Source organism: Massilia sp. GER05 (assembly GCF_052056005.1).
GTDB classification, from domain to species: domain Bacteria; phylum Pseudomonadota; class Gammaproteobacteria; order Burkholderiales; family Burkholderiaceae_D; genus Telluria; species Telluria orientalis.
Genome location: NZ_CP178858.1, coordinates 6,532,451 through 6,557,744, shown reverse-complemented (window position 1 = coordinate 6,557,744; position 25,294 = coordinate 6,532,451). Strand labels below are relative to the sequence as shown.

Below are 25,294 nucleotides of genomic sequence, written 5' to 3'. Positions count from 1 at the left end.
GAGACCGGAGAGGCCTATTGTAGCCCAGCATGCGTCCTGGCACCGTCATTGCTCGCCGGCTTGCCTGAACAACGCTTCCAGCTCCGCCCGTTTGCTGTCGACGGCCGCGCGGCCGCGCTTGCCCGCAAACTCTTCCTCGATATTGTCGCGATAGAAACTCCAGGCCGCGCCCGACGTCGAGAAGCGCCGCCATACCTCGCTGCCGACCCCCGAGTAATCGATCGCGCTGCCGTCGTCGAATTCCACGCGCAGGATGCGCTCGCGCGCGTCGTAGCCGATCGCGCGCAGCTTGCCCGCGTTGATGCGTTTCATGTCCATGTGTGGTTTTCTCCCCTGACGATGCATGGATTATTGGGACATTCACCTGATTCGGCAAGCCAATCCGTCCCGTGCGGCCGTGCATGCCTTGTTGCGTCCTCCGCTTGACCGTACTCTGGCTCAGCCGTACGACAATCATTAGAAAGGAGACTAACCGATGAAACGTTTCGCCCGCTGGTTCGCCGCACTCTTGTTCGCGCTGTCGTTCCTGCCGCTGTCCGCATCCGCCGCCGGTTATACCCAGACCCGCTACCCGATCGTGCTGGTGCACGGCCTGCTCGGCTGGGACAGCATCGGCCCCTTCGATTACTGGTTCGGCATCACGGACGCGCTGCGCCGCGACGGCGCCCAGGTCTACGTCGCCCAGGTGAGCGCCGCCAACAGCACGGAAGTGCGCGGCGAGCAGCTGCTCACCTACGTCAAGCAGGTGCTGGCCGCGACCGGCGCCCGGAAGGTCAACCTGATCGGCCACAGCCACGGCGGTCCGACCATCCGCTACGTCGCCTCGGTGGCGCCGAACCTCGTCGCGTCCGTGACGAGCGTCGGCGGCGTCAATAAGGGGTCCGCTGTGGCGGACGTCATCCGCGGCACGGTCGCGCCGGGGACCTTTTCGGAAGCCGTGCTGGGGTCCATCGTCGACGGCCTGGCGGGCACCATCGCCTTCCTGTCCGGCGACAGCAGCGCGCAGGTGTCGACGGCGGCGCTGGATTCTCTGACGACCGCGGGTGCCGCAAAGTTCAATGCGGCGCATCCGGAAGGCGTGCCGACGACCGCGTGCGGCGAGGGCGCCTACCAGGCTGGCGGCGTGTATTACTTTTCGTGGAGCGGCGCGCAACCGTTCACGAACCTGCTCGACCCGATCGACGCGCCGCTCGGCCTCGTGTCGCTGGCGTTCCGCGGCGAGAAGAACGATGGCCTCGTCGGCAGCTGTTCCAGCCACCTGGGCCGCGTGATCCGCGACGACTACGCGCTGAACCACCTGGACGAAGTGAACCAGGTCGCGGGCCTCGTCAACCTGTTCGAGACGAATCCCGTCACGCTGTACCGCCAGCACGCCAACCGCCTGCGCGAGATGGGCCTGTGAACCGCAGTCCGACCATCGTCCTGGCGCTCGGCGCGGCCGGCACGCTGTGGCTTGCCATGCTGGCCGGGCAGCCTGCGCCGGCAATGCAAACCGTGACCGTCACCCCGCCGGCGAAGGCGTTCGCGCCATCGCTGCTGGGCACGCGGCCGGACGGCGCCGTGCACGTGGCGCCGGACGACAGCGTCGTCGCGGACGCCCAGCTGATCGAACTGTTCGACTACTACCTGAGCACCGTGGGCGAGAAATCGCCCGCCGCGGTGCGGGCGGAAATCGAGCGTGAACTGGACCGCACCTTGCGCCCGGCGGCCGCCGCGGCAGCGAAGCGCGTGCTGACGCGCTACACCGCGTACCGGCAGGCGCTGGCGGGCCTTGGCGCCGACCGCAGGCTGACCGGCCAGGACGCCGCGGCCCTGAAGCGCCGGCTCGACGCGCTGCGCGGACTGCGTGCGCGGTATTTCAGCCAGCGCGAGATCGCCGCGATCTTCGGCCGCGAGGATGCCGCCAATGCCGAGGCCCTGGCACGCATGGCGATCCGCGACGACCGTACCTTGGACGCGCAGCAGAAGCAGGCGCGCCTGGCCGCGCTGGATGCCGGCTTGCCGGCCGACGTGCGCGCGGCGCGCGAGGCGCCTCTGAAAATCGTGCGCGTGCAGGAGGAGGCGGAACGGCTGCGGGCCGGCGGTGCGGGCGAGGACGATGTCTTCCGCCTGCGCGCGGAGGCGTTTGGCGCGGATGCGGCGCAGCGGCTGGCGGATGTCGATCGGGAGGAGGCGGCGTGGAAGCGGCGGATCGAAGCGTATCTGGTTCAGCGCCGCGGATTGAACGACGAGGCAGCCGTGGCGGCGCTGCGCAATCGCATGTTCAGCGAGGATGAGCAGCGAAGGTTGGGGGCGTATGAGGGCGGCCCACAACCTTGAAACCGTCGTCCCCGCGAAGGCGGGGATCCAAGTTTAAGCAGCGTGCCGGCCTAACCTGGATTCCCGCCCGCGCGGGAATGACGGTTGGTGTCTACAGTTTCTCGATCTGCCCCTTCGCATATCCCGCACCCGCCCCACTCGGCGCCAGCTCGAGATAAGTCTTGTACGCCGCCTTCGCCTTCTCGCCATCCCCCGCGCGCGCATACGCGTCGCCCAGGTTCATGTACGCGATCGCGCGCGACGGATCCATCTTGATGGCGTTCTCGAACCAGCGCGCCGCCTCGGCAAACTTGTCCTGCTTGTAGAAAACGAAGCCGAGATTGTTCGCCGCCAGCGCGAAGTTCGGCCGCAGCTTCAGCGCTTCCGTGAACTGCGCCTCCGCCTGCGCGTACTGTTTTTCCTTGTACAGCTGCAGCCCGTGGTCGTTGGCGCGCTGCGCCTGCTGGCGGCTCGACACCGGCACCGCGACCGGCGCCTTGATCGTCTGCTCGCCGCCTTGCAGGTCCTTCACGACGACGGGCGCGGTCGGCGCCGAAGCCTTCGCGTCCAGCTTCGTGTTGAGCGCGATGGCATCGTTCGACAGCTGCGCCGTGTTCGTGTTCAGGAATTCGCTTTCCTCCGGCAGTTCGAACACGAAGTCGCCGCCTTCGGACCCGGGCAGGCTGCCGAAGGCGGGCGTCTGCTGCGACACGCTGGCCACCGCCGGCGCCACGTATGCCGCCAGCTCCGTCGCCGTGATCAGGCCATCGCCATTCAGGTCGGCCTTGCCGCCGAGGCCCTGCAACAGCGTCCACGTGAACACGGAATGGCCGTTCGGACCGCCGTCCGACACCATCTGGTCCGTGCCGCCCGCCGTCAGCATCTGGCGGCCGAGGCGCTTGGCGTTATCGCGCAAAAAGGCCGCGTTGGCGCCGCCGCGCGTGAGACCCAGGCCGCTGTAGCAGGCATCCATCACGAACAGCACGTGTTTCGCGGGCAGGCTCTCGGCAATGTTCTGGATTTCGGTCATCGGGATCGCGTCGCTGGCGAGATTCTCCGGATCGGCGTCGTACGGCACGATGTAGCCGAGATCGCGGCCGGAACTCAGCTTGCGCGTGGCGCCGTGGCCGGCGAAGAACACGAACACGCGGTCGTTCGGCTGCAGGCCGTGGCCAACTACGTCATGGAATGCAGCGAGGATGCCGCGGCGCGTGGCCTGCTCGTTCTTCAGCGTGACCACGTGGTCGGGCGCGAAGCCGAACTTTTGCACGAGCGCCTGCCCGACGCCTTCCGCATCGCGCACGGCGTACTGCAGGCGCGGCCATTTCGGATAACCGTCGACGCCGACGACGATCGCCCACGAGGACGCATACCCTGTCGCAGCCGCGCGCGCGACGGGCGCCGGCGCCGGATGCGCGCCGCCGCTCACGCGGAACGCGTTGCCATCCCAGCCGGCGAACTGGTAGCCCTCGGCGACGAGCCGGTCGAGGATCGCCGGCAGCGCCTTCACGGTGCGCTCGTGGATGTCGTGGAACAGGATGATGCCGCGGCCTTCCTTGTCGACCGCGCGCAGCACGCGATCCGCGATGGACGAGGGCACGGGATCGGCCCAGTCGAGCGAATCGATGTTCCACATGACGGACTTCAGGTGCGCATCGGCCAGCAGGTGCATGCCCTCCTTGTTGTGCGCGCCGTAGGGAAAGCGGAACAGCGCGGAGCGTTGCGGATCGACGGCCTTCAGCAGCGTGTCCGTATCGAGGATCTCGGCTTTCAGACTGTCGCCGCTCTCCTTCGACAACTGCGCGTGCGAGAAGCTGTGGTTCGCCAGCACATAGCCCGCAGCCTTCAGCTTGCGGCTGACTTCCGCACCCGCGTTGAGCCGCGCGGCGCCGTGCGCGTCGAGCGTGCCGAGGTTGCGGCCGACGCTGAAGAACACGGCCGGCGCGTCGTACTGCTTGAGGATCGCGGCGATCTCCTCGCTGTAGCGGCGGTGCGGGCCGTCGTCGAAGGTCAGCACGATCGTCTTCTTGGGCAGGCCCTTGCCGAAGATCTCGTCCTCTTCCTTTTGCGCGGTCGGGCTGTTGTCCTGGTTCGGCGGTTCGGGCCTGGCGGGGTAGGGCAGCACGACGCCGTAATCCTTGAGGATGCGGTCGCGCTGGTAGAGCGTCTTCAGGTAGGCGACGTAGCTGTCCCACTTCTCGCGCTTGAGCGTGATGGAGCGCGTCTCGAAGCGCCCGAAGACGGCACGGATCTCCTTCTCGTAATTGCGCTCGATCTCGGCCAGCGCATCGACGTCTTCCGAGATCCGCTTGTGCAGCTTGATCGCGGGTAGCGACGAATCCTTCGCCACGCTGGCCAGCAACGACTGCATCAGTTCGCGGAATGCGAGACGGTCCGCGTCGTACAGGCCTTCGCCCGACTCGACGTAATCGAGCAGGCCGCCGACCGCCTCGAAACGGCGCGGATTCTGCGACCCGACAAGGCTCGCCAGCGCATCGTCGATCTTGTTGATGCGCTCCTGGTTTTCATGGAACAGCTGCTGGCCGACGCGGTTGACCTCTTCCTGGCCTGTCGAGGAGAGCCCGGCTTCGTCCTGGGTCAGCACGATCATCTTGCGGTAGGCGGCCAGCACCTGCCGCATGTCGGCGGCGATGGCGGTGGCTTCCTTCGATAGTCCCGTGGCTGGCGCTGACTGGGTGGGCGGCGCGGGCTTGCGGTTGGCGATCCAGGTCCCACTGGCGGCGCCCGCTGCGGCGATGGCGAAGATGACGAGGTAAAGGGATTTGCGTTTCACGGCCGTGTTGAAAAAGTTATATCGCGGCAACAATATCACTAACGGCGTGACTTTTGCTAACGAAAACTTAACGTTTGTGGTGGCGCAACAATTACGGCGGCGGGCACAAAAAAATAGGCCACTCGAGGGTGGCCTATCTTTCGTATTCTGGCGGAGAGAGGGGGATTCGAACCCCCGATAGGCTATGAACCTATACACGCTTTCCAGGCGTGCGACTTAAACCACTCATCCATCTCTCCTGATGGGTTCGCGAGCCAGTTGCTCGCGAAGCCGCCTATTATAGCAAGGATTCTCGGCTGTACAAGGGTGTCATGTCACGTCTACTAAATTGCCTCCCCGTTCAGATCCCGCTGTTCAAAATCAATGCTATCTTGCCTGTTCAATATCTATTGAAGAGGCAACATGGATTTCGTGGAATGGATGCGAGCAAGCGGCTTATCCGAAAAGTCGGCCAATAACTACCTCAACGCCATCAAGGGAAGTTTGACCAACTGGGCGATCAGGCACAAGTTGACGACGAAACCGATTTCCGACATCTCGGATGTGGACGAACTCACTGTCCTCATCGAGCGGCTAAGCCGAACCACCGAGTTCATCAATCGGAACGCGACAGGGAAAGGCATGCACGCTGCAGCCCTCAGCAACTATCAAAAATACCTGCAGGCCCAATATCATGGAAAGCCGAACGATTACGGGCCGTATCGACAGCAAGTTGAAGAACTCGCAGCGGACACCGACGAGCCGTTCGATCCGACTGGCCTCGATGACGCGCGCACCCGCGTCCTGCGCGAAGTCGTCCAGCGACGCGGACAGCGCAAGTTCAGGGCGGCGCTGCTCCAAGCCTACGGCGGACGTTGCGCGATCACAGGCTGTCCCGTGGTCCCCCTGTTGGAAGCTGCGCATATTACGCCCTATCTCGGCCCGGATACCAACACGATCAAGAATGGCATACTGCTGCGTGCCGACATCCATACGTTATGGGACTTGGGCTTATTGGCCGTCGAGCCCGATACAGGTGAGGTATGGGTCAGCCCCGACGTCGACGATCCGACTTATCGTATGCTGTCGGGACAACCGCTGAAGCATCCATCGCATCCCGCCCAGCATCCAGCGGTGTCTGCCTTGCAGCAGCAATGGGATCTCGTGCACAAGAAACACGATGAAGCGGCGCTAGGCATGCGGTAAGTCGGTTCGAATCCGATCATGCCGCCCGCGCATACCGCCCCGGCGGCTGCCCCACATGCCGCGCAAAGGCGACGGTGAACGTACTCGCGGAACTGTAGCCCACGCGCTCGGCCACCTCGGCGACGCTACCCGCGCCGCGGCGCAGCAGGTCCTGCGCCAGCGCCATCCGCCAGGTGAGCAGGTAGGCCATCGGCGCCACGCCCACGGTGCGGCTGAAACGCTCGAAGAACGTGGAGCGCGACAGCGCCGCTTCCCGCGCGAGGTCGGCCACCGTCCACGCGCGTTCCGGCGCCGCGTGCAGCGCGCGCAACGCGTGCGCGAGGCGTGCGTCCGCGAGACCGCGCACGAGCCCCGGCGACGCGTCCGTGCCACCGGCACCGCGCAACGCTTCGATCAGCAGCACTTCCAGCAGGCGCGCCAGCACGACGTCGCGCGCGGGACGCCCGGCGCGCGCTTCGTCGTTCACCAACTGCACGAGTGTGGCCAGGCGTGCCTCGCCGCGCACGTGCACGACGCGCGGCAGCAGCGACACGAGCAGGGCCGCATCGGGCGCCGCGAACTCGCAGTGGCCGATGAGGAAGCGCACGTCCGGCGGGCCGTCGCGCGTGCCGTGGCGGACTTCGCCGGGCGCGACCTGCGCGGGCGGCTTGTCGAAGTCGCGTGCGGGCGGCGGGCGCAGGCTGGACATCGAGAAGTCGTACGTGGCAGGGATCAGCACGAAGTCGCCCGGTTCGAGCGCGATGGGATCCATGTCCGCGGCCGTGAGCAGGCAGGCGCCGTCGAGTACGACGCAATACGACGGCTCGCCCGTTTCCGTGCGCCGCACGCCCCAGCGGCCCGCCGCGCCGACGATCTTCGTGTAGCGCACGCCCGGCCGCAGCAGGCCGACCACGTCGGCCAAGGGATCGATCATTCCGGACTCTCACAAAAGATATGTGGACTAACGATTGTAGCGCGTCCGGGCGCCGGCCGCTATCGTAACGGTATTGCCAACCCACACAGGAGTTCACATGAAAACCGTCATGATCACCGGCTGCTCGTCCGGCTTCGGCCTCGAAATCGCCCGCCATTTCCTCGACCGCGACTGGCAGGTCGTCGCCACGATGCGTACGCCGCGCACCGACCTGCTGCCGGCGTCGAGCCGCCTGCGCGTCGTCGCGCTGGACGTGACGGACGCGGACAGCGTCCGCGCGGCCATCGCCGCCGCGGGGCCGATCGATGCGCTCGTCAACAATGCCGGCGTCGGCCTGATCAATCCGCTGGAAGCCGTGTCGATGGACGCGATCCGTGCGGTGTTCGAGACGAACACACTCGGCACGATCGCCATGACGCAGGCCGTGCTGCCGGCGATGCGCGCCCGGCGCGCGGGCGTGATCGTGAACGTGACATCGACCGTTACGCTCGCGCCGCGGCCGCTGCTGTCGGTCTACACGGGCAGCAAGGCGGCGGTGAATGCGTTCACGGAATCGTTGGCGATGGAGCTGGAACCGCTGGGTATCCGCGCGCGCCTCGTGCTGCCGGGTCGCGCGCCGGCGACGCGCTTCGGCGAGAACGCCCGTCCGCTCATGCAGGACGACGTGCCGGCAGATTACGCGCCGCTGCGCGACAGCCTGTTTGCGGGCATGCGCGCGCCCGGCCCGGTGACGCACGCCGAGGACGTTGCGCAAGCCGTGTGGCGTGCCGTGACGGATCCCGCGGCGCCAATGCGCATTCCCGCCGGTGCGGATGCGGAAGCACTGGCGGCCTCGCTCTGACGCGCGGCGATAAGGAACGTTGTTGCGAATGTTGCCGTATGGCATCATTCGCATGTAAGTTCATGCGCGCACAGCCAGCAACAGGCTACAATGAAGCCATGACCGCTGCGCAGTCCCAACGCCTATGAAAAACTGGATCAGCCGCCTCCGGGGCGGTGCCGACAACACGCCCGACACGAAACCCGCTCCCGTGGCGGCGGCGGACGAACACCCGGGCGGCATTCCCGCCGAAATCGAGGCCGCGTATTACCGCTGGCTGACGGCGTCCTCCGGCTACGAGGCGTCGGACGCCGTCCAGGCGGCGATCCTCGACCAGGTGCGCGCGCTCGCGCGCGATCCGGCCAGTGCGGCCGAGCTGGTGCCGCGCGTGCCGGAAGTGATCCCGCAACTGCTGCGCAGCCTCCAGGACGAAGCGTCGAACGCCGAGCTGGCGCGCCAGGTCGCGCAGGACGTCGTCCTCGTGGCCGAGGTGATCCGCGAGGCGAACAGCGCGTATTACCGGCCGATGTCGCCCGTGAAGACGGTCGAAGCGGCCCTCATGATGCTGGGCCAGAATGGCTTGCGCATGCTGCTGGCGCGCATCGCCTTCCGCCCGATCATCAAGCTGCAGACGACGGGTTTCACGCGCCTGGCGGCGCCGCACGTCTGGGCCCAGTCCGAGAAATGCGCGCTGGCCGCGAGCCTGATGGCGCCGGGCCTGACGGCCGGGCCGTTCGAAGCCTATCTGTCCGGCCTGATGCAGAACCTGGGGCTCGTCGTCGGCTTCCGCCTGGCCGACCGCCTGTGCGAAGAGAACAAGGTGCCCGGTTCCAGCGAATTCGGCGTGCAGTTGCTGGCCGAAGGCCGCCTGCTGTCGGCCGCCATCGCGAAGCACTGGGACTTCCCGCAGGAAGTCGCCGACGCGATCGCGCACGCCGGCGATCCGGGCGAGGAGAACCTGGCGCAGGCGCTCGCGCTGGGCGACCGCATCGCCAAGCTGCGCATGCTGATCGACGGCCATGTGATCGACGAGGACGACGATTTCGTCACCGACGGCCTGGACAACTTCCAGCGCCGCTGCCTCGGCAAGCTGGGCACCGTCGAAAGCTGATCCGCCCCACCGTTCTTCTTCCGTGTTGCCACGGCAGGGTTTCCGTGTAATTATGATTTTCGGACACGAAACTTTTGCTCGAGCAATAAATACACGTGGAGGAGACACCATGATTCGCAAGACGAAGGTTGCATCCCTGCTGCTGGCATGCGCATTGCTGCCCGTGTGCGGCGGCCAGGCCGTGGCCGGACCGCTGGACGAGGCGAAGGCGAAGGCCCACCTCGACGCCGTCGCCGCCGGCGACCTGGAAGCGCTGATGCGCGACTATGCCGATGACGCTTATATGGAGTGGGTCGGCGGACCGCTCGACGGCCGCTACCGCGGCAAGGCCGCGATCCGCGCCGTCTGGCAGAAGTTCATCGCGGCGAATGCCGGCAAGCCCCGTCCCGCGTCGTTCGGCAAGCTGACGGCGCTCGGCAATCCGCGCGGCACGTCGCTGCAGGCGAAGGCCGACTACGGCGGCACCGTTCCCGTGAAAGTCTGGCATGCGCTGACCTACCGCGACGGCGATTTGACCACCGAGGTGTGGCAGATCGCGCCCGCGCTGCAGATCGATCCGTGAGGCGCGCGCTGCCGCCGCTGTTGTGCGCAGCGGCCCTGGTGGCGGGTAGCGCGAGCGCCGCGACCGTCGAGGTGCTCGTGCAGACGCCGGCCGGCACGCCGCTGGCCGACGCCGCCGTGCTCGTCGAGCCCCTCGCGGGCACGCCTGCGCGCGCACGTGCACGCGTCCCTGCCGCGAAAGGGGTAGCAATCGAGCAGCGGGGCCGCGAATTCATCCCGTGGATGACCGTCGTGCAGACCGGCACCAGCGTCGATTTCCCCAACAACGACACGATCCGCCACCACGTGTATTCGTTCTCCGAGCCGAAGCGCTTCGAGATCAAGCTGTATGCCGGCAAGCCCGGCCAGCCCGTCGTGTTCGACAAGCCGGGCCAGGTCGACATCGGCTGCAATATCCACGACTGGATGGAGGCCCACGTGCTGGTCGTCGACACGCCATACTTTGCCCGCACGGGCGCGGATGGCCGTGCGGCCGTCACGAACGTCCCGGCGGGCCATTATCGCGTGCGGCCGTGGCATCCGCTGCAGAAGGTGGCCGTGGCGCCGCAAGACATCGAGATCGAGGAGGCGCCGGTGCGCATGACGCTCGTGCTGGACGCGCGCGCCCGCCAACCGAAGCCGCATACCGAGGACGACCCGGACCGTTACTGACATGTCATCGAGATCGCTGCGGCATCGGATCGCCATCGTCTTCGTGGGCCTGCTCGTGCTGGTCATGGGGCTCGTGCTGGCGCTCGTCCACCACAGCAGCGAGCGGATCGTGGAGCGCGAGACGCGGCGCGAACTGGCCGTCGGCGCCAAGGTCTTCCAGCGCCTGCTCGAACAGAACCAGCGCCAGCTCGAGACGGCGGCCGCCGTGCTGTCCGCCGACTTCGCGTTCCGCGAGGCGATCGCGACGCAGGACCAGCCCACCGTGCGTTCCGTGATCCGCAACCACGGCCAGCGCATCCACGCGCAGGTGATGATGGTCGCGGGCACCGACGGCAGGCTGATCGCCACCACGCAGCGCGCCAGCGCGGCCGGCGACCCGTTCCCGTTCCCCGACCTGATCGCCGCCGCCGAGGCGTCCGGGCGCAGCGCGGGCTTGCGCCAGATGCGCAACGGCCAGCTCAGTGGCCAACTTTATCAAGTCGTGCTCGTGCCGATCCAGGCGCCCACGCGCATCGCGTGGGTGGCCATGGGCTTCCACGTGGACGACCGCTGGGCGGCCGACATGGCCGGCATCACGGGCCTGGGCGTGCAGATCGTGCGGACCGGGACGCCCGGCGTGCTCGCCTCGTCCGGCGCACCCGTCGGCACGCGGGATGCGTCGGTGGCGGTGCCGCTGGACGGCGGCCTGCAGGCCGTGCTGCGGCTGCCCGTCGCGCAGGTGCGGGCGCCGTTCGAACAGCTGCAGGGCCGGCTGCTGGGCGTGATCGTCGCGGCCATCGCGGTGTTCGCGGCGGGCAGCGTGATGCTGGCCGGGCGCATCGTCCGGCCCCTGCACCAATTGTCCGCCGCCGCGCGCCGCATCGCGCAGGGCGATTACGCGCAGCCGCTGCCGCCCGCGCCGCGCGACGAGATCGGCCAGCTGGCCGGCAGTTTCGAGCAGATGCGCACGGAGATCGCGTGCCGCGAGGAGCGCATCGCCCGGCTGGCCTACGTCGATGCCTTGACCGACCTGCCCAACCGCACGCGCTTCCTGGAAGCGTTCGGCCGCCTCTCGCCGGGCGCCGGCGGCGCCGTGCTGGTCGTGAACGTCGACCGCTTCGCCCTCATCAACAATGCGCTGGGCCACGTCGTCGGCGACCGCCTGCTGCGCGCCGTCGCGGGCCAGTTGCAGCCGCTGGTGCCGGCGGGCGGCATGCTGGCGCGCCTGTGGGGCGACCAGTTCGCGTTCCTGCTGGAGGGCGCTGGCCCCGAGGCCGCGCGCGGTTTCGCCGACACCGTGCTGGCCGCGCTGCGCGACCCGGTCACACTGGACGGCCAGCGCCTCGACATCGAGGCCAGCGTCGGCATCGCGCTGTATCCGGACGACGGCCTCGATGCGGCGACGCTGCTACGGCGCGCGGAGCTGGCGCTGGCCGCCGCCAAGCGGCGCCATGCCGGTATCGCGTTCGCGCAGGAGGCGGGCGGGGAGTCCGCGCACGAGCAGCTGTCCCTCATCGGCGACATGCGGCGTGCGCTGGCGGCCGGCGAATTCACGCTCGCTTATCAACCCAAGCTGGCGCTGGGGAGCGGGCGCATCGTGGCGGTGGAAGCGCTGCTGCGCTGGCAGCATCCGGAGCGCGGCAGCATCGCGCCGGCGCGCTTCATCCCGTTCGCCGAACAGACGGGTTTCATCCGCGAGATCACGCCGTGGGTGCTGGAATCCGCGGTGCGCCAGGCCGCCGTGTGGCATGCGGCGGGACTGGACATCGCCGTGTCGGCGAACCTGTCGACCCTGGACCTGCTCGATCCGCACCTGGGCCGGCGCGTGCGCGGCCTGCTGGAGCGGCATGCCGTACCGGCGCGCCGCCTGTGCCTGGAGATCACGGAAAGCGCGCTGATGGACGATCCGGCGCTGGCGCAGGCGCACCTCGATGAACTGGCGGGCCTCGGGATCAAGCTGTCGATCGACGACTACGGCGTCGGCCAGGCGTCGCTGGCCTACCTGAAAAGCCTGCCCGTGGACGAACTGAAGCTCGACCGCAGCTTCATCACCGCGATCACGGAGTCGCCGCGCAACGCGGCCATCGTCGAATCGACCATCATGCTGAGCCACGCACTTGGATTGACGGTCGTCGCGGAGGGCGTGGAAACGCCGGCGGAACTGCGCTGGCTGCGCGAGCACGGCTGCGACATCGCGCAGGGTTACGGTATCGGCCGGCCGATGACGGCGGCGCAGCTGCAGGACTGGCTCGCCGGGTTCGCGCGCCATACTGTGGTTTGAACTGCGGTCGCCTGAAGAACGTCAGGCGAGGAAGTCGAACGCCGACATCGGGCGGCCACCGTTCATCAGCCCGAACAGCGAATTGCTGCCGGCATTCGCGTACTGCTGCACCAGGTTGCTGGCCTGCGCGTTGACCGCCTGCGTCATCTGCGTCTTCTTGTCGGCGAGCGTGTCGCGGTCCTTCGCCACGGCTGCGGCCTGGCCGGCCAGCGTGCCGCCCGTCGCCAGCTGCTGCGCGATGCCGGTGCCCACCTTGTCCGCGAGTCCCGAGCCGCCGTTCGCGAACAGCTTGGCCACCCGGTCCGGGTCGGCGGCGATGGCGGCGTCAAGCTTCGTCGCATCGATCGCCAGCTTGCCGTTCTTCGTACTCACCCCGATGGCCGCGAGAGCGGTGGGATCGACGCCGCCGACGAGGCGCGTGACCTGGTCCTGGATCTGGGCGAGCGTGCGGTCGGAGGCGGTGTCTCCCGACTTCAGCGCGGCCAGGCGGCCCGGCAGCGCGTTGACGGCGTCGGCGAACGCCTTGACGTTCTTCGCGATCGCCGTGTTGTCGCCGGCCAGCGTCACGGTGCCGGCACCCTTGGCCTTGAGGTCGAGCGTGACGCCGGCGATGGCGCCCGTGAGCTTGTTGCTGCCGCTGGTGACGGTCTTGCCGTCGACGTTGACGACCGCATCCTGCGCGGCGCTCGCCTGCGTCACCGCGCCGCGCGCGCCCGGCTGGTAAGACAGCAGCGCCTGCAGGGCCGGGTCGCCGGACACGCCGATGCGCATGGCATTCGCCGCGCCGGGCTGGCCGGTGAGGCTCAGCGCGACGCCCTTGTCGTCGGATACGAGCTTCGCATCGATGCCGGCCGCCTTGAACGCGGCGGCGATGCCGTCCGGCGTGTTGTCGGGCGCGCCGATGCGGATGGTCCTGGTGCTGCCGCCCGCTTCGATCCTGACGACGGTCGGCGCGCCGCTGCCGATCGTCGTCGTGGCCGTCGGCACGCGGATCGTGACCAGTTGCTGGGCCTGGGCCAGCTGCTTGACGTCGATCTTGTGCGCGCCGGCAGTCGCGCCGGAAGCGGTGATGCGCGCGTCGAGGACCTTGCCGTCGACCTGCGTCGCGAGTTTCAGGCCGCTCGCGGCGAGGGTTCCGGCGACGGACCTGACGTCATCCAGCACGTTGGCCAGGCGCCCGAGCGTGGACAGGCGCGCGTCGTCGCGTTTGATCTGCGCGTCGATGCCCTGCAGGCCCGTGTTGCGGGCGCTCAGCGACTTCACGGCGGCGCCGTACAGGTCGGCCAGGCCCTGGTTGGCGTTCGCCGTCGTCCTCGATGAAATGGTGGTCGTCATGGCTCGATATTATCGCTGCAAGCTTGCCGTTTCATTTACCGAACATCGTCCGGTTTACCCGTCAATCTCCGCGTTTGCCGCGGCGGTGGGTGCCTCGACGAAGCAAGCGACGGCGCCGACGACTTCACCCGCTTCGTCGCGCAGGGGCAGGGCGTTCATGACGACCTGCAGCCGCTCGTCGTCCGCAAAGCGCACCGTCAGCGTCTCGTCGCGCACTTCCTCGCCGGTGGCGGCGGCGCGCTGCAGCGGCAACTGGTCGAGGGCCAGCAGCGTGCCGCCCGCGTACACGGCGAACGCGCGGTGGCCGGGCACGTCCGCCGTGGGATTCTCGCCGCGGCGCAGGCGCAGCAGGCGCTCGGCGGCGGGATTCGCCTTGATGCGCCGGCATTCGCGGTCGCTGGCGACGAACAGCGCGGCGGGCGCCGCCTTCATCAGGCCTTCCAGCTCGTTCGTGCGGCGCTGCTCGCGCCGCTCGCTGTCCTTCAGGGCGCCGGCGAGACGCTGCTGTTCGGTGATCTCCTCGACGACCACGGTCACGCCCAGCAGGGCGCCGTTGCGGTCGACGACCGGGTAGATGCTTTCGCGCCATACGCGACGCACATGCGCCTGGGCCGGCGTCGCGCCTTCGAACACGAAGCCGAGGAGGGGCGTGCTGCGCGCCATGACCTGGCGGATGCGCACTTCGGCGGCGGGGGCGATGTCGGGAATGACGTCGTGGATCGATTTGCCGATGTGGTCCTCGGCCGACAGGCCGTTGATCTCGGCGAGCAGGCGGTTGATGCGCACGTAGCGCAGGTCGAGGTCCAGCACGGCCAGTCCGACCGGCACGTGGGCGAACGCGGCTTCCAGGGTCAGGATGGCGCGGTGCGTGTCCAGGCTGTCGCGCCGGGCGTCGCCCAGACGCTGCTGCTGCCATCCCAGCAGGATGGCGATGACTGCCGCGAGCGGCATCAACATCAACAGGAGTTCAGCACTGACAACGGGCACGGCGGTCTCCGCAATACATCGATGGGTGTTTCACAAAATATCATTTCTTTTGCGAAATTCCTAATAGATGTAAGCCGGCGGCGACGCTGAATGAGGGAAGTGGAAATGCAAACCTTTACATATGTGGCAACGCAACATCACCCGGAATCTATGTAACAGTAATTTTACGTATTTCAAAGATTTGTCCGATCAATAATAATCGGCTGCATCAAGAAGAAAGAGGAGACCCATGTCATTCCTGATCGTTCTCGCCGCGCTGGCGTTCCTGATGTTCGCCGCCTACCGCGGCTACAGCGTCATCCTGTTCGCCCCGATCGCCGCCCTCGGCGCGGTGCTGCTCACGGCGCCGGACGCCGTCGCACCTGTATTCACCGGCATCTTCATGGAAAAGATGGTCGGCTTCGTCAAGCTGTACTTCCCCGTGTTCATGCTGGGCGCCGTGTTCGGCAAGGTGATCGAGCTGTCCGGCTTTTCGGAATCCATCGTCAATGCCGCCATCCGCTACATCGGCCGCTCGCGCGCGAACGCGGTGATCGTGGCCGTGTGTGCGCTGCTGACCTATGGCGGCGTGTCGCTGTTCGTCGTCGTGTTCGCGGTGTACCCGTTCGCGGCGGAGCTCTACCGCCAGAGCAACATCCCGAAACGGCTGATGCCGGGCGCCATCGCGCTGGGTGCGTTCTCGTTCACGATGGACTCGCTGCCGGGCACGCCGCAAATCCAGAACATCATCCCGACGACGTTCTTCAAGACGACGTCGTGGGCCGCGCCCGTGCTGGGCACCGTCGGCTCGCTGTTCATCATCGTCGTGGGCCTATCGTACCTGGAGTGGCGCCGCCGCGCGGCGCTGGCGCGCGGCGAGGGCTACGGCACGTCCCTCGTCAACGAGCCGGAACGCACGCAGGCGACGTCGCTGCCGCATCCGGCGCTGGCGATCCTGCCGCTGATCGTGGTGGGCGTGGCCAACTTCATCCTCACGCGCATGATCCCGCAATGGTATGGCGATTCGTTCACGGTGCCGGCCGAGATCCTGCCGGGCGTGCACACGCCGGTGACGGCGACCATCAAGACCGTCGTCGCGATCTGGGCGGTGGAAGCGGCGCTGCTGCTGGGGATCGTCGTCGTGATCCTGACCGCGTTCCGGCGCGTGAGCGCGCGTTTCGCGGACGGCTCGAAGGCCGCGGTCGGCGGTGCGCTGCTGGCCGCGATGAACACGGCGTCGGAGTATGGCTTCGGCGGCGTGATCGCGGCGCTGCCGGGCTTCATCGTCGTCAGCGATGCCTTGAAAAGCATTCCGAATCCGCTCGTGAATGCGGCCGTGTCGGTCAGCTCCCTCGCGGGCATCACGGGGTCGGCGTCGGGCGGCATGAGCATCGCGCTGGCCGCGATGTCGGACCTGTTCATCAAGGGCGCGCAGGCCGCGCAGATCCCGCTGGAAGTGCTGCACCGCGTGGTGTCGATGGCGAGCGGCGGCATGGATACGTTGCCGCACAACGGTGCCGTCATCACCTTGCTCGCGGTGACGGGGCTGACGCACAAGGAATCGTATCGCGAGATTTTTGCGGTGACCGTCATCAAGACGCTGGCGGTGTTCTTCGTGATCGCGTTTTATTACGTCACGGGACTTGTATAACTCGTCGTTCCCGCGAAAGCGGGAACCCATACTGAGCATCAGAATTCAGCTCAGCATGGATCCCCGCGTTCGCGGGGATGACGCTCAGCCGCGCTTGCGCTTGTACGCCGCCGCCATGCCCAGCAACGCCGTCATCGCGAGCAATGCGCTCGACGGCTCCGGCACCTCGGCCGCCGCCGCGGTGGCGGCGGTGATCGTGAACGTGTCGCCCGCGCGCAGGCCACGGGTATCGAGCAGCCAGTCGCTGGCACCCGGCGCACCCAGCGCATTCCCGAACTGGAACTCGGCCCACTCCGGCGCGCTGAACACGACGTTCGCCATGTGCGCGCCGTACGTCGTCGAGCCGACCGTGCCGAACGCCGGCGTCACGCTGCCGGCCGTGAAGAACGCGATGCCGTTCAACGAGAAGCTGAATTCATCGAGTGCGGTGCCGGCCAGGTTGCGCACGAGCGCGTTGAAGGCGAGGGGCGCTGCCAGGTCGCCGGCTTCCAGCACGAAGCTGAACGTCGTCGGCGTGAACGTGGCGAGGTCGAGGTCGAACGAGGCCAGGCCCGCGCCGCTGTAATCCGTCACGGTATTCGATCCCGTGGTGCCGGCCAGGATCGCGGCCTGGGACAGTTGCGGCAGCGCCAGCGCGGCCGCCAGGGCGAATGCGCCCATCAGTTTGTTGTTCATGTCGGTTCCTTTCGATGGCGGATCAGAGCGGGCCCTTGGCCCACGGACCGGAAATCGCGAACGTGATGCCCGGCGTCTGGATGTTGACGAACAGGTAGCGGCCCGTCGGGTCGAAGCAGGCGCCCGCGAACTCGTTGCCGCGGTGGTCGCCCGCCAGCGTATCCAGCTTGCCGGCCGCGTTCAGTTGCGGCGTCGTCAGCTGCACGTTGTTCTTGGCGAAGATGTAGGCGTCGCCGCCCTGCGTGATGCCCATCAGGCGCTGGCCGTAGCCGAAGGCGTCGGTCGTGGCCGTGGACGCGTCCTCGCAGATCAGGATGGCGTTGCGCGGGCTGACCGTGAGGTTGTCGCCCATATTGCCCACCGTCGTGTTCGGGCTCGAATAGATGCAGCGGAAGACCTGCGTGGCGAGGTCCAGTTCCCAGATCGCGCCGCGCGCCACGCTGCCGCCCGACGTGTCCATCACGTACATCTTGCCCTGCGCGTACCAGATGCCTTCGCCGCGGTTCATGCGCAGCGCGCCCTGCAGCCAGCCCTGCACGAACGGGCCGGCCGCGTTGTTGATCGTCGTGCCGGACGGCCCCGTCGCGTTGCCGCGGTTCTGGTCGGGATTCGCGATCGGGACCCATTCCAGCACATAGGCGTCGCCCTTCAGCGCACCCGCCACGTTGGCGTTCGGCGTGCCTTTGACTTTCGCCATCTGCAGCACGCCGCCGCGCGCCAGCGCGCCGTAGCCGCCATTCCTGTCGTCCGGGATGTAGCGGTAGAAGCCCGACTTGCCCGACGAATCCTCCGTCATGTAGACGATGCTCGTGGCCGGATCGACGGCCGCCGCTTCGTGCGCGAAGCGTCCCATGCCGACGATCGGCTGGCCCGTCGTCTGCGTCGTGTCCGGCGACACTTCGAACACATAACCATGCTTCTTGCCCGAGGCAGAGACTCCATCCGAGCCGATTTCCTCGCACGACAGCCACGTGCCCCACGGCGTGATGCCGCCCGCGCAGTTGCCGTCGGTGCCGCCCAGGCTCGGGGTCACGCTGACCCACGCGCCGTCGCGGAACAGCAGATTCGTCGTGCCGCCGCCCAGCACCGTGGTCGCGCCGGCGCTGCTCGCGCCCGTGTCGTACGCGCCGAACGCGTTGATGAATTTGTTCGGGCTGACGGCGTGCGCCTCGTGGTTGCGGATCAGGACGAGCTCCGTGCTGCGGCCCACCTTGCGCGCCAGGACGACGCCCATGCCGTCGTGCGCGGCGGGGCAGGGCTTACCGTCGGTCATGGTGTCGCCGGTCCAGCCGAAACTCTTGTATGTGAAGCCGGCCGGCAGTTGCAGCAGCGGCAGGCCGGTGGTCAGGTCGTTGACGGGGGCGATGGGGCCGTATGGGCTGTCGACCAGGGCGCTGACGCCGCCCGCGGCCAGCGCTTCGCGCGCCTGCAGGGCGGCGAAGGCGCCGACGAAAGGTAACGTGCCCATGCTCTTGAGCAGATTGCGTCGCGACGGCGAGATGTCGTTGTGAGTCATGCTGAGCTTTCTCCATAGGGATGGATTGCACCGGCACTTGGCGGCCGGCTTGCGTGCCGGGATGGCACGTGCTCATGCATTAAAACAAACGAAAACTACCGTTCGATGACAGCAAAAAGACAACGGCAGGGTGGGCATTTGAGGCCGGGGGCCTCAAATGAAACGTGCCCACGCGTGACGCGTGCGGCTTGCTGGCGTTGCACGTGGGCGGCGGCCGCCCACCCTACGGTGAGTAAACAGGAATCAGCATGGCGTGACGACCCGTACGACCGTCTCGCCATAGTCGCGGAAGCCCATGCGCAGGTAAAAATCGTGGGCGGCCTGGTTGGCGCTCATCACGTGCAGGAACGGGATCTCGGCGCGCGCGAGCTGGCGCATGATGAGCTTTTGCATCAGGCGCTTCGCATGGCCGCGGCCCTGGTGGTCGGGGTGCGTGCAGACCCCGCTGATTTCGCGATAGCGGCCCGCCGTCGTGCGTTCGCCGGCCATCGCGACGAGGCGCCCGTCCCCGAACAGGCCGAAGTATTCGCCCATCTCGATCGTGCGCAGGCCGAACGGGCCGGGGCGCGTCAGCCGGGCCAGCACCAGTGCCTCTTCCGCGTTGGCGGGGCCCAGCGGCAGGGCGTCCGGTGCGGGATCGCCGGCCGGGCCCGGGCGGCCATCCCACGCGAGGCGGAACATCTTCGCATCGACCTCGATGCGCCAGCCGTCCGGCGCGGGACCGGACCAGACGTCGCAATAGAACTGTTCGCCGGGCGTGCAGAACGGGCGCAGCGCGGCGAAATCGGGCCGCTCGGGATCGGGAAAGCCGACGATGGGCGACAACCCGGGCGCATAGCGGCGCGCCCGGTCGGTGCCGGTGGAAAGATGGCGGTGCGGGCCGTCGAGGCAGTTCCAGAAGATGTTGTCGAGCGGGTGGGTCATGCTGTCATTATGCAGGCAGCTTCAGGATCCAGTCCAGCAGCGGCCGGGCCGCGCCTTCCCAGTGCGGATCGAGCATCAGCGCGTGCGCCAGCTGCGGCACGAGGTGCGGTTTCACGCCGTAGTAGGTCGCGGTGCCGCGCACGGCGTCGGGACGGATGAAGCGGTCGTCCAGGCCGCCCAGCACGAACACGGGCGGCGCCTGCCAGGGCATCGGCGCGAACGGCCGCCAGCCCTGCAGTTCGATGCCCACGTGGCGCGACTCGCCCTGCACGCGGCGCGCGAAGCGGGCATAGTCGGCATCGGGCAGGTCGTCGGCAAAGAGGTGGCGGCGCATGACGTCCGGGTCGAGCGTCCGCGGTTCGGCGAAGGAGAGGCGCGCCAGCTGCTGGAACAGGTCGGGCGAGGACAGCATCATCTGCCACGCCGAATACGCGAGGCCCCACGGCGGCACGGACGCGAGCAGCGCGACGCCGGCCGCGTGCCCGCCGCTGCGGATCCAGTCCTGCACGACGGCGCCGCCGAGCGAGTGGCCGACGACGACGAGCGGCCCGTCGCCCAGCCGCGCGATGGTCGTGCGCAGGTCCTCGGTGTAGTCGGCCAGGCGCCAGTCGTTCAGCCGTTCGCGCCCGCCGCTGCCGCCATGGCCGCGCAGGCTGAGCGCATGCACTTCGAACCCGGCGCCGGCGAACCAGGGCAGGACGTGTTCCTCCCACACCCAGGCGCCCACGCAGATGCCGTGCACCAGCAGCAGGCGCGGGCTGTCCGGACGGGGCGTCGCCGGGCGGCGCGTGATCAGTTCGAGTTCCATGCGGTCGTCGTGAGTCGCTCTCGACTGTATGGTAGCGCAAACGGGGCGGGGCGAGTAACGGTCGATTGTTGGAGCAACCCGAACAGACTTCGCCATCTCTGCACATTTATCGTGCTGGGGTGAATGCCGACAATGCGTGCATCGGCGACATCCGTCGCCATTCACGACAAGGAAAAATCATGCCATTCGCAAACTTCAAGTTCCCCGAAGGCGTCGTCGACGCGGCCCGCAAGGAAGAGATCATCCACCGCACGACGGCGATGTTCGTCGAGTATTTCGGCGAGCAGGCCCGGCCTTATTCGATGGTGCTGGTGGAAGAGGTCGCCGACGGCGGCTGGGGCAGGGCGGACGAGACGCTGACCCTGGCCAGGATGGGCCTTGCCAAGCCGTAGAGACGCAAGGTTACAACGGTCGGCCAACCAAATGATAGATATGTGGCGAGTGTATTGATATACTGAAATAATTCTTTGTGGAAAAGAATGTAACCGGCTTATCTACCGAGCTCGCGCCATGTATCGACATCAAAATGGAATTCACGCCCCGACCGCCGGACGGACCCGGGGCTTCACGCTGATCGAACTGATCGTCGTCATCGTCATCTTGGGCGTCCTGTCCGCGGTCGCGTTGCCGAAATTCGCCGACCTCGGGGGGGACAGCCGCAAGGCGTCGATCCAGGCGCTGACCGGTTCCGTCAACACGGGCATCAAGCTGGTCAAGTCGCTGACCGCGATCCGCGGCGCCGGCACGCCGCTCGCCATCGCGAACCTGACGAACGTCGACATGGACGGCACCAAGATCCGTGTCTGGAGCGGCTACCCCGACCGGTGGTGCGACGGCATCGGCTCGGTGGTGCAAGGCCTGACGGTGCCGGCCAACGGCTGCTACCTGTCCGCGGCGGCAGTCGAGGCCGACGGCTACACGTTCTATGGCTACGGCAACAACAAGATCCCGAACGGCGATGCCGGATGGCGTATCGAAAGCGCGCCGAATCCCACGCAATGTTCCGTGCAGTACTCGTACGCCGGCACCGGCGTTCCGACCGTCAAGGCCAATACCGACGGGTGTTGAGCCGCGGGAAACGCGGCACAGCTTGATTGCGCCTGCAATGCATTAGCGCGCCACGGCGGCGTGCTTTTCGATAGCATGGGGTGTCGATACGAGCGATACAGTGCCGATGGAGATCCCACCCGCAGCCGCCGCGTCCTGCGTGGACGACGTGCTCATCACGAAGGAACTGGAGCGGCGTCCGCGCCGGGCGCCCGACTACGCGGCGGAAAACCGCGCGATGGCTGCGCTCGCCCGCCAGTTGGCCGCCGATCCGCACGGCGTCCCCCGGACACTCGCCGAACTGGTGCTCGAATTGTGCGACGCCGGTTCGGCCGGCATCAGCCTCCTCGAGGAACAGGACGGGCGCCGCTACTTCCGCTGGCACGCGGCGGCCGGGCTGTTCGCGGACCATCCTGGCGGCACGATCGCTTTCGACGTCAGTCCATGCGGCGTCGTAGTCGACCGCAATCAAACCATGCTCATGCGGTACGGCGAGCGCTGCTTCGCGGCGATGGCCGGCTTCGACCCGCCGATGATCGAAAGCCTGCTCGTGCCGTTGACGGCCCAGGGCCGCGCGGTGGGCACGGTATGGGTGATCAGCCATCGCCCCGACCGCGAATTCGATGCCGAGGATGCGCGCGTGCTGCGCAACCTGGCCGACTTCGCGGCCGCCGCCTGCCAGGCCATCGTCGCGCTCGATGAAACGGCCAAGGGCCGGCGCGAACTGGAGCAGGTGGCCGAGGAACGCACGCGGGTGCTGGCGGAGCACAACCGCATGCTCGAACACGAGATCGCGCAGCGCCGCAAGGCCGACGACGCGCTGCGCGCCAGCGAGCAGCGCTACCGCGACCTGATCGGCGCGATCCCGGCCGGCGTCGTCGCCTGCGATGCGGCGGGAACGGTCGTGTTCCATAACGCCTGCGCCGACGCGTTGTGCGGCGGCCCGCCCGGCGAGGCGCCCGCGTGCTGGGGCCCCGAAGCATGCGCGAACAACGGCCACCGGCTGGAAAACTTCACGGCGCCGTTGCGCGAGGTGCTGGCCGGGGGACAGCCCATCGTCGACCGCGAGCTGACGATCGAGCGGCCGGACGGCAGCCGCATCGACGTCCTGCTCACCATCACGCCGCTGCGCGACCATGCGGGCGCCGTCACGGGCGCCGTCAACATCGTCCAGGACATCACGGCGCGCAAGCGCGTCGAGGACGAGCTGCGGGTGTCGGAACAGCGCTTCCGCACGCTGGCGAATACCGTGCCCGTGCTGATCTGGCAGAACGACGAAGCGGGCCGCAACGTGTTCGTCAACCAGTACTACCTCGATTTCACGGGCAAGGCATTCGAGGACGTGATGGGCATGGGCTGGCACGAACTGGTGCATCCGGACGACGCGCCCGCGTACATCGCCGACTACATGGATGCGGTGCGCACGCGCCGGCCCTGGCGCAACGTCGACCGCGTGCGCCGCCGCGACGGCCAGTGGCGCTGGTTCGACAGTTACGGGCAACCGCTGTTCGCGCCGGACGGCGGCTACGCGGGCCACGTGGGCGCTTCGCTCGACATCACGGACGCCGTGCTGGCCGAGCAGGCGCTGAAGGAAACGGACCGCCGCAAGGACGAATTCCTCGCCGTGCTGGCGCACGAGCTGCGCAACCCGCTCGCGCCGATCAGCAACGCGGTGCATTTGCTGCGCCATCCGGACGGCCGCCGCCGCGCCGACCGCCTCGTCGAGATGCTGGGCCGCCAGGTGCGCCAGATGATCAAGCTCGTCGACGACCTGCTCGAGATCTCGCGCATCACGCGCGACAAGATCGAGTTGCACCGCCAGCCGCTGCTGCTGGCCGACATCGTGCACGGCGCCGTCGAGACGAGCCGGCCGCTGATCGACCAGCACCACCACCAGCTGGACGTGCGCCTGCCCGACGAAGCGCTGACGCTGAACGCGGACAGCGTGCGCCTCACGCAGGTGCTCGCGAACCTCCTGAACAACGCGGCCAAGTACACCGACCAGGGCGGCCGGATCACGCTGGAGGCGCGGCGCGACGGCCTGGAAGTCGAGATCGCGGTGCGCGACAACGGCATCGGCATCCCGGCCGGCCACCTGCCCGCGGTGTTCGACATGTTCACGCAGGCGCATCGCGCGGCCGGGCGCGGGCAGGGCGGGCTCGGGATCGGTCTCGCCATGGTGCGCAGCCTCGTGCAGATGCATGGCGGGACCGTGGAGGCGAAGAGTGCCGGGACGGGGCTGGGCAGCGAATTCGTCGTGCGCCTGCCGCTGGCCGAACCGCCCGACGCCGCGCACGACGGCGCCGCCACGGGGGCGGGCATGGCGCCGCTGGCGGGACAGCGCATCCTCGTCGTGGACGACAACCAGGACGCCGCCGACACGCTCGCGATGCTGCTGGACGCGGACGGCGCCCAGGCGCGCGCCGTGTACGACGGCCCGTCCGCGCTGGCCGCGTTGCCGGACCTGCGCCCGCACACGGTGCTGCTCGACCTGGGCATGCCGGACATGGACGGCCTCGACGTGGCGCGCCGCATCCGCGCCGATCCCGCCTGGTCCGGCGTGCGCATCGTCGCGCTGACGGGGTGGGGGCAGGAGGGCGACCGCGAACGCACACGCGGGGCCGGATTCGATTTTCACCTCACCAAGCCGGTCGACCTGGACGTGCTGCACGCGTGGCTCGGCACGACCCGTTGACCACGGTGGGCACGGGCTGCCCGCCCTACGGCGACCAATCGTAGGGTGGGCGGCCCTCCGCCCACGCGTTCAGATTGCGCCGGCACGGAACGCCTTGCGGTACGCCGCCGGCGACGTCTGCAGCGCGGCGCGGAAGTGCTGGCGCAGCGACAGCGCGGAGCCGAAGCCCGCCTCCTGCGCCACGACCTCGACGGCCGCATCGGATGTCTCCAGCATCCAGCGCGCGTGCGCCAGCCGCTGGGCCAGCAGCCATTGCTTGAACGACGTGCCCGTCGCCTGGCGGAAGTGGCGCGTGAAGTTACGCCGGCTCATGGCGGCGCGCTGCGCCAGGTCGTCGATGCCGTGCTCCTCGGCGAGGTGCCGCGTGACCCAGTCCAGCACGGCGGTCAGGCGGCCGTCGCTGGGCGACGCGGGCAGCGGCCGTTCGATGAACTGGGCCTGGCCCCCTTGCCGGTGCGGCGCCACGACGAGCATGCGCGCCACGTGGTTGGCCGCATCCGCGCCGCACAGCCGGCGCATCAGGTGCAGGCAGCAGTCGATGCCGGCCGCCACGCCGGCCGACGTCAGCACGTCGCCATCGTCCACGTACAGCACGTCCGGATCGACTTTTACGCGCGGGTGGCGGCGCGCCAGCTCGGCGGCGAGGGCCCAGTGCGTGGCGACCGTACGGCCGTCCAGCAGGCCCGCCTCGGCTACCGGGAACGCGCCGAGGCACAGCGCGACGATGCAGGCGCCGCGCGCATGCGCCGCACGCAGCGCGTCCAGCAGCGCGGGCGGCGCGGGGCGGCAGTCATCGTACCAGGCGGGCATGACGACGATGTCGGCATCCCGCAGCGCTTCCAGGCCGTGGCCCGGCACGATGCCGAAGCCGGCGCTCGTGGCCAGCGGCGAGGCCAATCCGGCGCCGCACACCGTCAGCGCGAAGCGCGATCTCGCATCCGCGCCGGGACGGCCGCTGAATACGAGGCAGGGCACGGACAGGTGGAAGGGCGTCATGCCGTCGAAGGCGATGACGGCCACGCGCCAGGTGGAGGGATCATGTCGGGTCATGGCCCGATTATATCGAAGATTGTCCTCCGGGCCA

Annotated in this window: 22 protein-coding genes and 1 tRNA gene; 12 read left to right on the top strand and 11 right to left on the bottom strand. The window is 68.1% G+C overall.

Translation table 11 applies throughout. The annotated features are described in order from the left end of the window. Nucleotides 1-45: 45 nt before the first annotated feature. Nucleotides 46-318: a KTSC domain-containing protein gene (locus tag ACL58G_RS28910; protein ID WP_371765217.1), complete on the bottom strand. Its 273-nt coding sequence runs from the start codon at nt 316-318 to the stop codon at nt 46-48. Between the two features lie 157 nt (nt 319-475). Here ACL58G_RS28910 and ACL58G_RS28905 point away from each other — a divergent pair, with 157 nt between their 5' ends. Together ACL58G_RS28905 and ACL58G_RS28900 are read left to right on the top strand one after the other, a co-directional pair. Beyond that, nucleotides 476-1,402 (top strand): lipase family alpha/beta hydrolase, encoded by a 927-nt coding sequence (locus ACL58G_RS28905; protein WP_440963940.1) that lies wholly within the window; start codon nt 476-478, stop codon nt 1,400-1,402. Then, complete coding sequence (locus tag ACL58G_RS28900) at nt 1,399-2,319, top strand: lipase secretion chaperone (RefSeq protein WP_440963939.1); 921 nt, start codon at nt 1,399-1,401, stop codon at nt 2,317-2,319. The genes ACL58G_RS28905 and ACL58G_RS28900 overlap by 4 nt, the downstream gene beginning before the upstream one ends. A gap of 91 nt (nt 2,320-2,410) precedes the next feature. Here the strand turns inward: ACL58G_RS28900 and ACL58G_RS28895 are convergent, their stop codons facing one another. Both ACL58G_RS28895 and ACL58G_RS28890 read right to left on the bottom strand, forming a co-directional pair. Next, a complete protein-coding gene (locus ACL58G_RS28895; RefSeq protein WP_440963938.1) occupies nt 2,411-5,092 on the bottom strand; it encodes a polysaccharide deacetylase family protein in 2,682 nt (893 codons plus the stop codon). Nucleotides 5,093-5,240: 148 nt separating this feature from the next. Further along, nucleotides 5,241-5,331 (bottom strand) — tRNA-Ser (locus ACL58G_RS28890). Nucleotides 5,332-5,494: 163 nt separating this feature from the next. On the opposite strand from ACL58G_RS28890, the gene ACL58G_RS28885 reads away from it, so the two are divergent. Continuing rightward, nucleotides 5,495-6,277: an HNH endonuclease gene (locus tag ACL58G_RS28885; protein ID WP_440963937.1), complete on the top strand. Its 783-nt coding sequence runs from the start codon at nt 5,495-5,497 to the stop codon at nt 6,275-6,277. A gap of 16 nt (nt 6,278-6,293) precedes the next feature. Here the strand turns inward: ACL58G_RS28885 and ACL58G_RS28880 are convergent, their stop codons facing one another. Continuing rightward, the gene (locus ACL58G_RS28880; RefSeq protein WP_440963936.1) at nt 6,294-7,190 is read right to left on the bottom strand and encodes an AraC family transcriptional regulator; all 897 of its coding nucleotides are present in this window, start codon (nt 7,188-7,190) and stop codon (nt 6,294-6,296) included. A gap of 97 nt (nt 7,191-7,287) precedes the next feature. On the opposite strand from ACL58G_RS28880, the gene ACL58G_RS28875 reads away from it, so the two are divergent. From ACL58G_RS28875 to ACL58G_RS28855, 5 genes are all read left to right on the top strand, one after another. Continuing rightward, nucleotides 7,288-8,031: an SDR family oxidoreductase gene (locus ACL58G_RS28875; protein ID WP_440963935.1), complete on the top strand. Its 744-nt coding sequence runs from the start codon at nt 7,288-7,290 to the stop codon at nt 8,029-8,031. 124 nt (nt 8,032-8,155) lie between these two features. Next, on the top strand, nt 8,156-9,121 hold the full coding sequence (locus tag ACL58G_RS28870) for an HDOD domain-containing protein (RefSeq protein WP_413387132.1): 966 nt from the start codon (nt 8,156-8,158) through the stop codon (nt 9,119-9,121). 109 nt (nt 9,122-9,230) lie between these two features. Beyond that, a complete protein-coding gene (locus ACL58G_RS28865) occupies nt 9,231-9,683 on the top strand; it encodes a nuclear transport factor 2 family protein (RefSeq protein WP_413387133.1) in 453 nt (150 codons plus the stop codon). Beyond that, the gene (locus tag ACL58G_RS28860; protein ID WP_413387134.1) at nt 9,680-10,333 is read left to right on the top strand and encodes a methylamine utilization protein; all 654 of its coding nucleotides are present in this window, start codon (nt 9,680-9,682) and stop codon (nt 10,331-10,333) included. The genes ACL58G_RS28865 and ACL58G_RS28860 overlap by 4 nt, the downstream gene beginning before the upstream one ends. Nucleotide 10,334: 1 nt before the next feature. Further along, a complete protein-coding gene (locus ACL58G_RS28855) occupies nt 10,335-12,593 on the top strand; it encodes a putative bifunctional diguanylate cyclase/phosphodiesterase (RefSeq protein ID WP_440963934.1) in 2,259 nt (752 codons plus the stop codon). A gap of 21 nt (nt 12,594-12,614) precedes the next feature. On the opposite strand, the gene fliD is transcribed toward ACL58G_RS28855, so the two are convergent. Together fliD and ACL58G_RS28845 are read right to left on the bottom strand one after the other, a co-directional pair. Next, entirely contained in the window at nt 12,615-13,928 is a 1,314-nt protein-coding gene (gene fliD / locus ACL58G_RS28850) for a flagellar filament capping protein FliD (protein ID WP_440963933.1), read from the bottom strand. Between the two features lie 54 nt (nt 13,929-13,982). Beyond that, complete coding sequence (locus ACL58G_RS28845; RefSeq protein ID WP_413387137.1) at nt 13,983-14,915, bottom strand: PAS domain-containing protein; 933 nt, start codon at nt 14,913-14,915, stop codon at nt 13,983-13,985. A 229-nt stretch (nt 14,916-15,144) separates the two neighbouring features. On the opposite strand from ACL58G_RS28845, the gene ACL58G_RS28840 reads away from it, so the two are divergent. Next, nucleotides 15,145-16,545 carry a GntP family permease gene (locus tag ACL58G_RS28840; protein WP_440963932.1) on the top strand — a complete coding sequence of 467 codons (1,401 nt, stop codon included), beginning with the start codon at nt 15,145-15,147 and terminating at the stop codon, nt 16,543-16,545. Between the two features lie 84 nt (nt 16,546-16,629). Here ACL58G_RS28840 and ACL58G_RS28835 read toward each other — a convergent pair whose 3' ends face one another. The 4 genes from ACL58G_RS28835 to ACL58G_RS28820 form a co-directional block, all read right to left on the bottom strand. Continuing rightward, the gene (locus ACL58G_RS28835; protein WP_440963931.1) at nt 16,630-17,220 is read right to left on the bottom strand and encodes a PEP-CTERM sorting domain-containing protein; all 591 of its coding nucleotides are present in this window, start codon (nt 17,218-17,220) and stop codon (nt 16,630-16,632) included. A gap of 22 nt (nt 17,221-17,242) precedes the next feature. After that, nucleotides 17,243-18,736: a PhoX family protein gene (locus ACL58G_RS28830; RefSeq protein WP_440963930.1), complete on the bottom strand. Its 1,494-nt coding sequence runs from the start codon at nt 18,734-18,736 to the stop codon at nt 17,243-17,245. A 243-nt stretch (nt 18,737-18,979) separates the two neighbouring features. Continuing rightward, complete coding sequence (locus tag ACL58G_RS28825; RefSeq protein ID WP_440963929.1) at nt 18,980-19,660, bottom strand: GNAT family N-acetyltransferase; 681 nt, start codon at nt 19,658-19,660, stop codon at nt 18,980-18,982. Nucleotides 19,661-19,667: 7 nt separating this feature from the next. After that, the gene (locus ACL58G_RS28820) at nt 19,668-20,468 is read right to left on the bottom strand and encodes an alpha/beta hydrolase (RefSeq protein ID WP_440963928.1); all 801 of its coding nucleotides are present in this window, start codon (nt 20,466-20,468) and stop codon (nt 19,668-19,670) included. 179 nt (nt 20,469-20,647) lie between these two features. On the opposite strand from ACL58G_RS28820, the gene ACL58G_RS28815 reads away from it, so the two are divergent. From ACL58G_RS28815 to ACL58G_RS28805, 3 genes are all read left to right on the top strand, one after another. Further along, nucleotides 20,648-20,860, top strand: coding sequence for a tautomerase family protein (locus tag ACL58G_RS28815; RefSeq protein WP_413345450.1), 213 nt, complete (start codon nt 20,648-20,650; stop codon nt 20,858-20,860). Between the two features lie 118 nt (nt 20,861-20,978). Further along, complete coding sequence (locus ACL58G_RS28810; protein ID WP_413387147.1) at nt 20,979-21,536, top strand: pilus assembly FimT family protein; 558 nt, start codon at nt 20,979-20,981, stop codon at nt 21,534-21,536. A gap of 106 nt (nt 21,537-21,642) precedes the next feature. Further along, a complete protein-coding gene (locus tag ACL58G_RS28805) occupies nt 21,643-24,210 on the top strand; it encodes a PAS domain S-box protein (RefSeq protein WP_440963927.1) in 2,568 nt (855 codons plus the stop codon). A 69-nt stretch (nt 24,211-24,279) separates the two neighbouring features. On the opposite strand, the gene ACL58G_RS28800 is transcribed toward ACL58G_RS28805, so the two are convergent. Beyond that, nucleotides 24,280-25,260 carry a GlxA family transcriptional regulator gene (locus tag ACL58G_RS28800; RefSeq protein WP_440963926.1) on the bottom strand — a complete coding sequence of 327 codons (981 nt, stop codon included), beginning with the start codon at nt 25,258-25,260 and terminating at the stop codon, nt 24,280-24,282. Nucleotides 25,261-25,294: the final 34 nt, after the last annotated feature.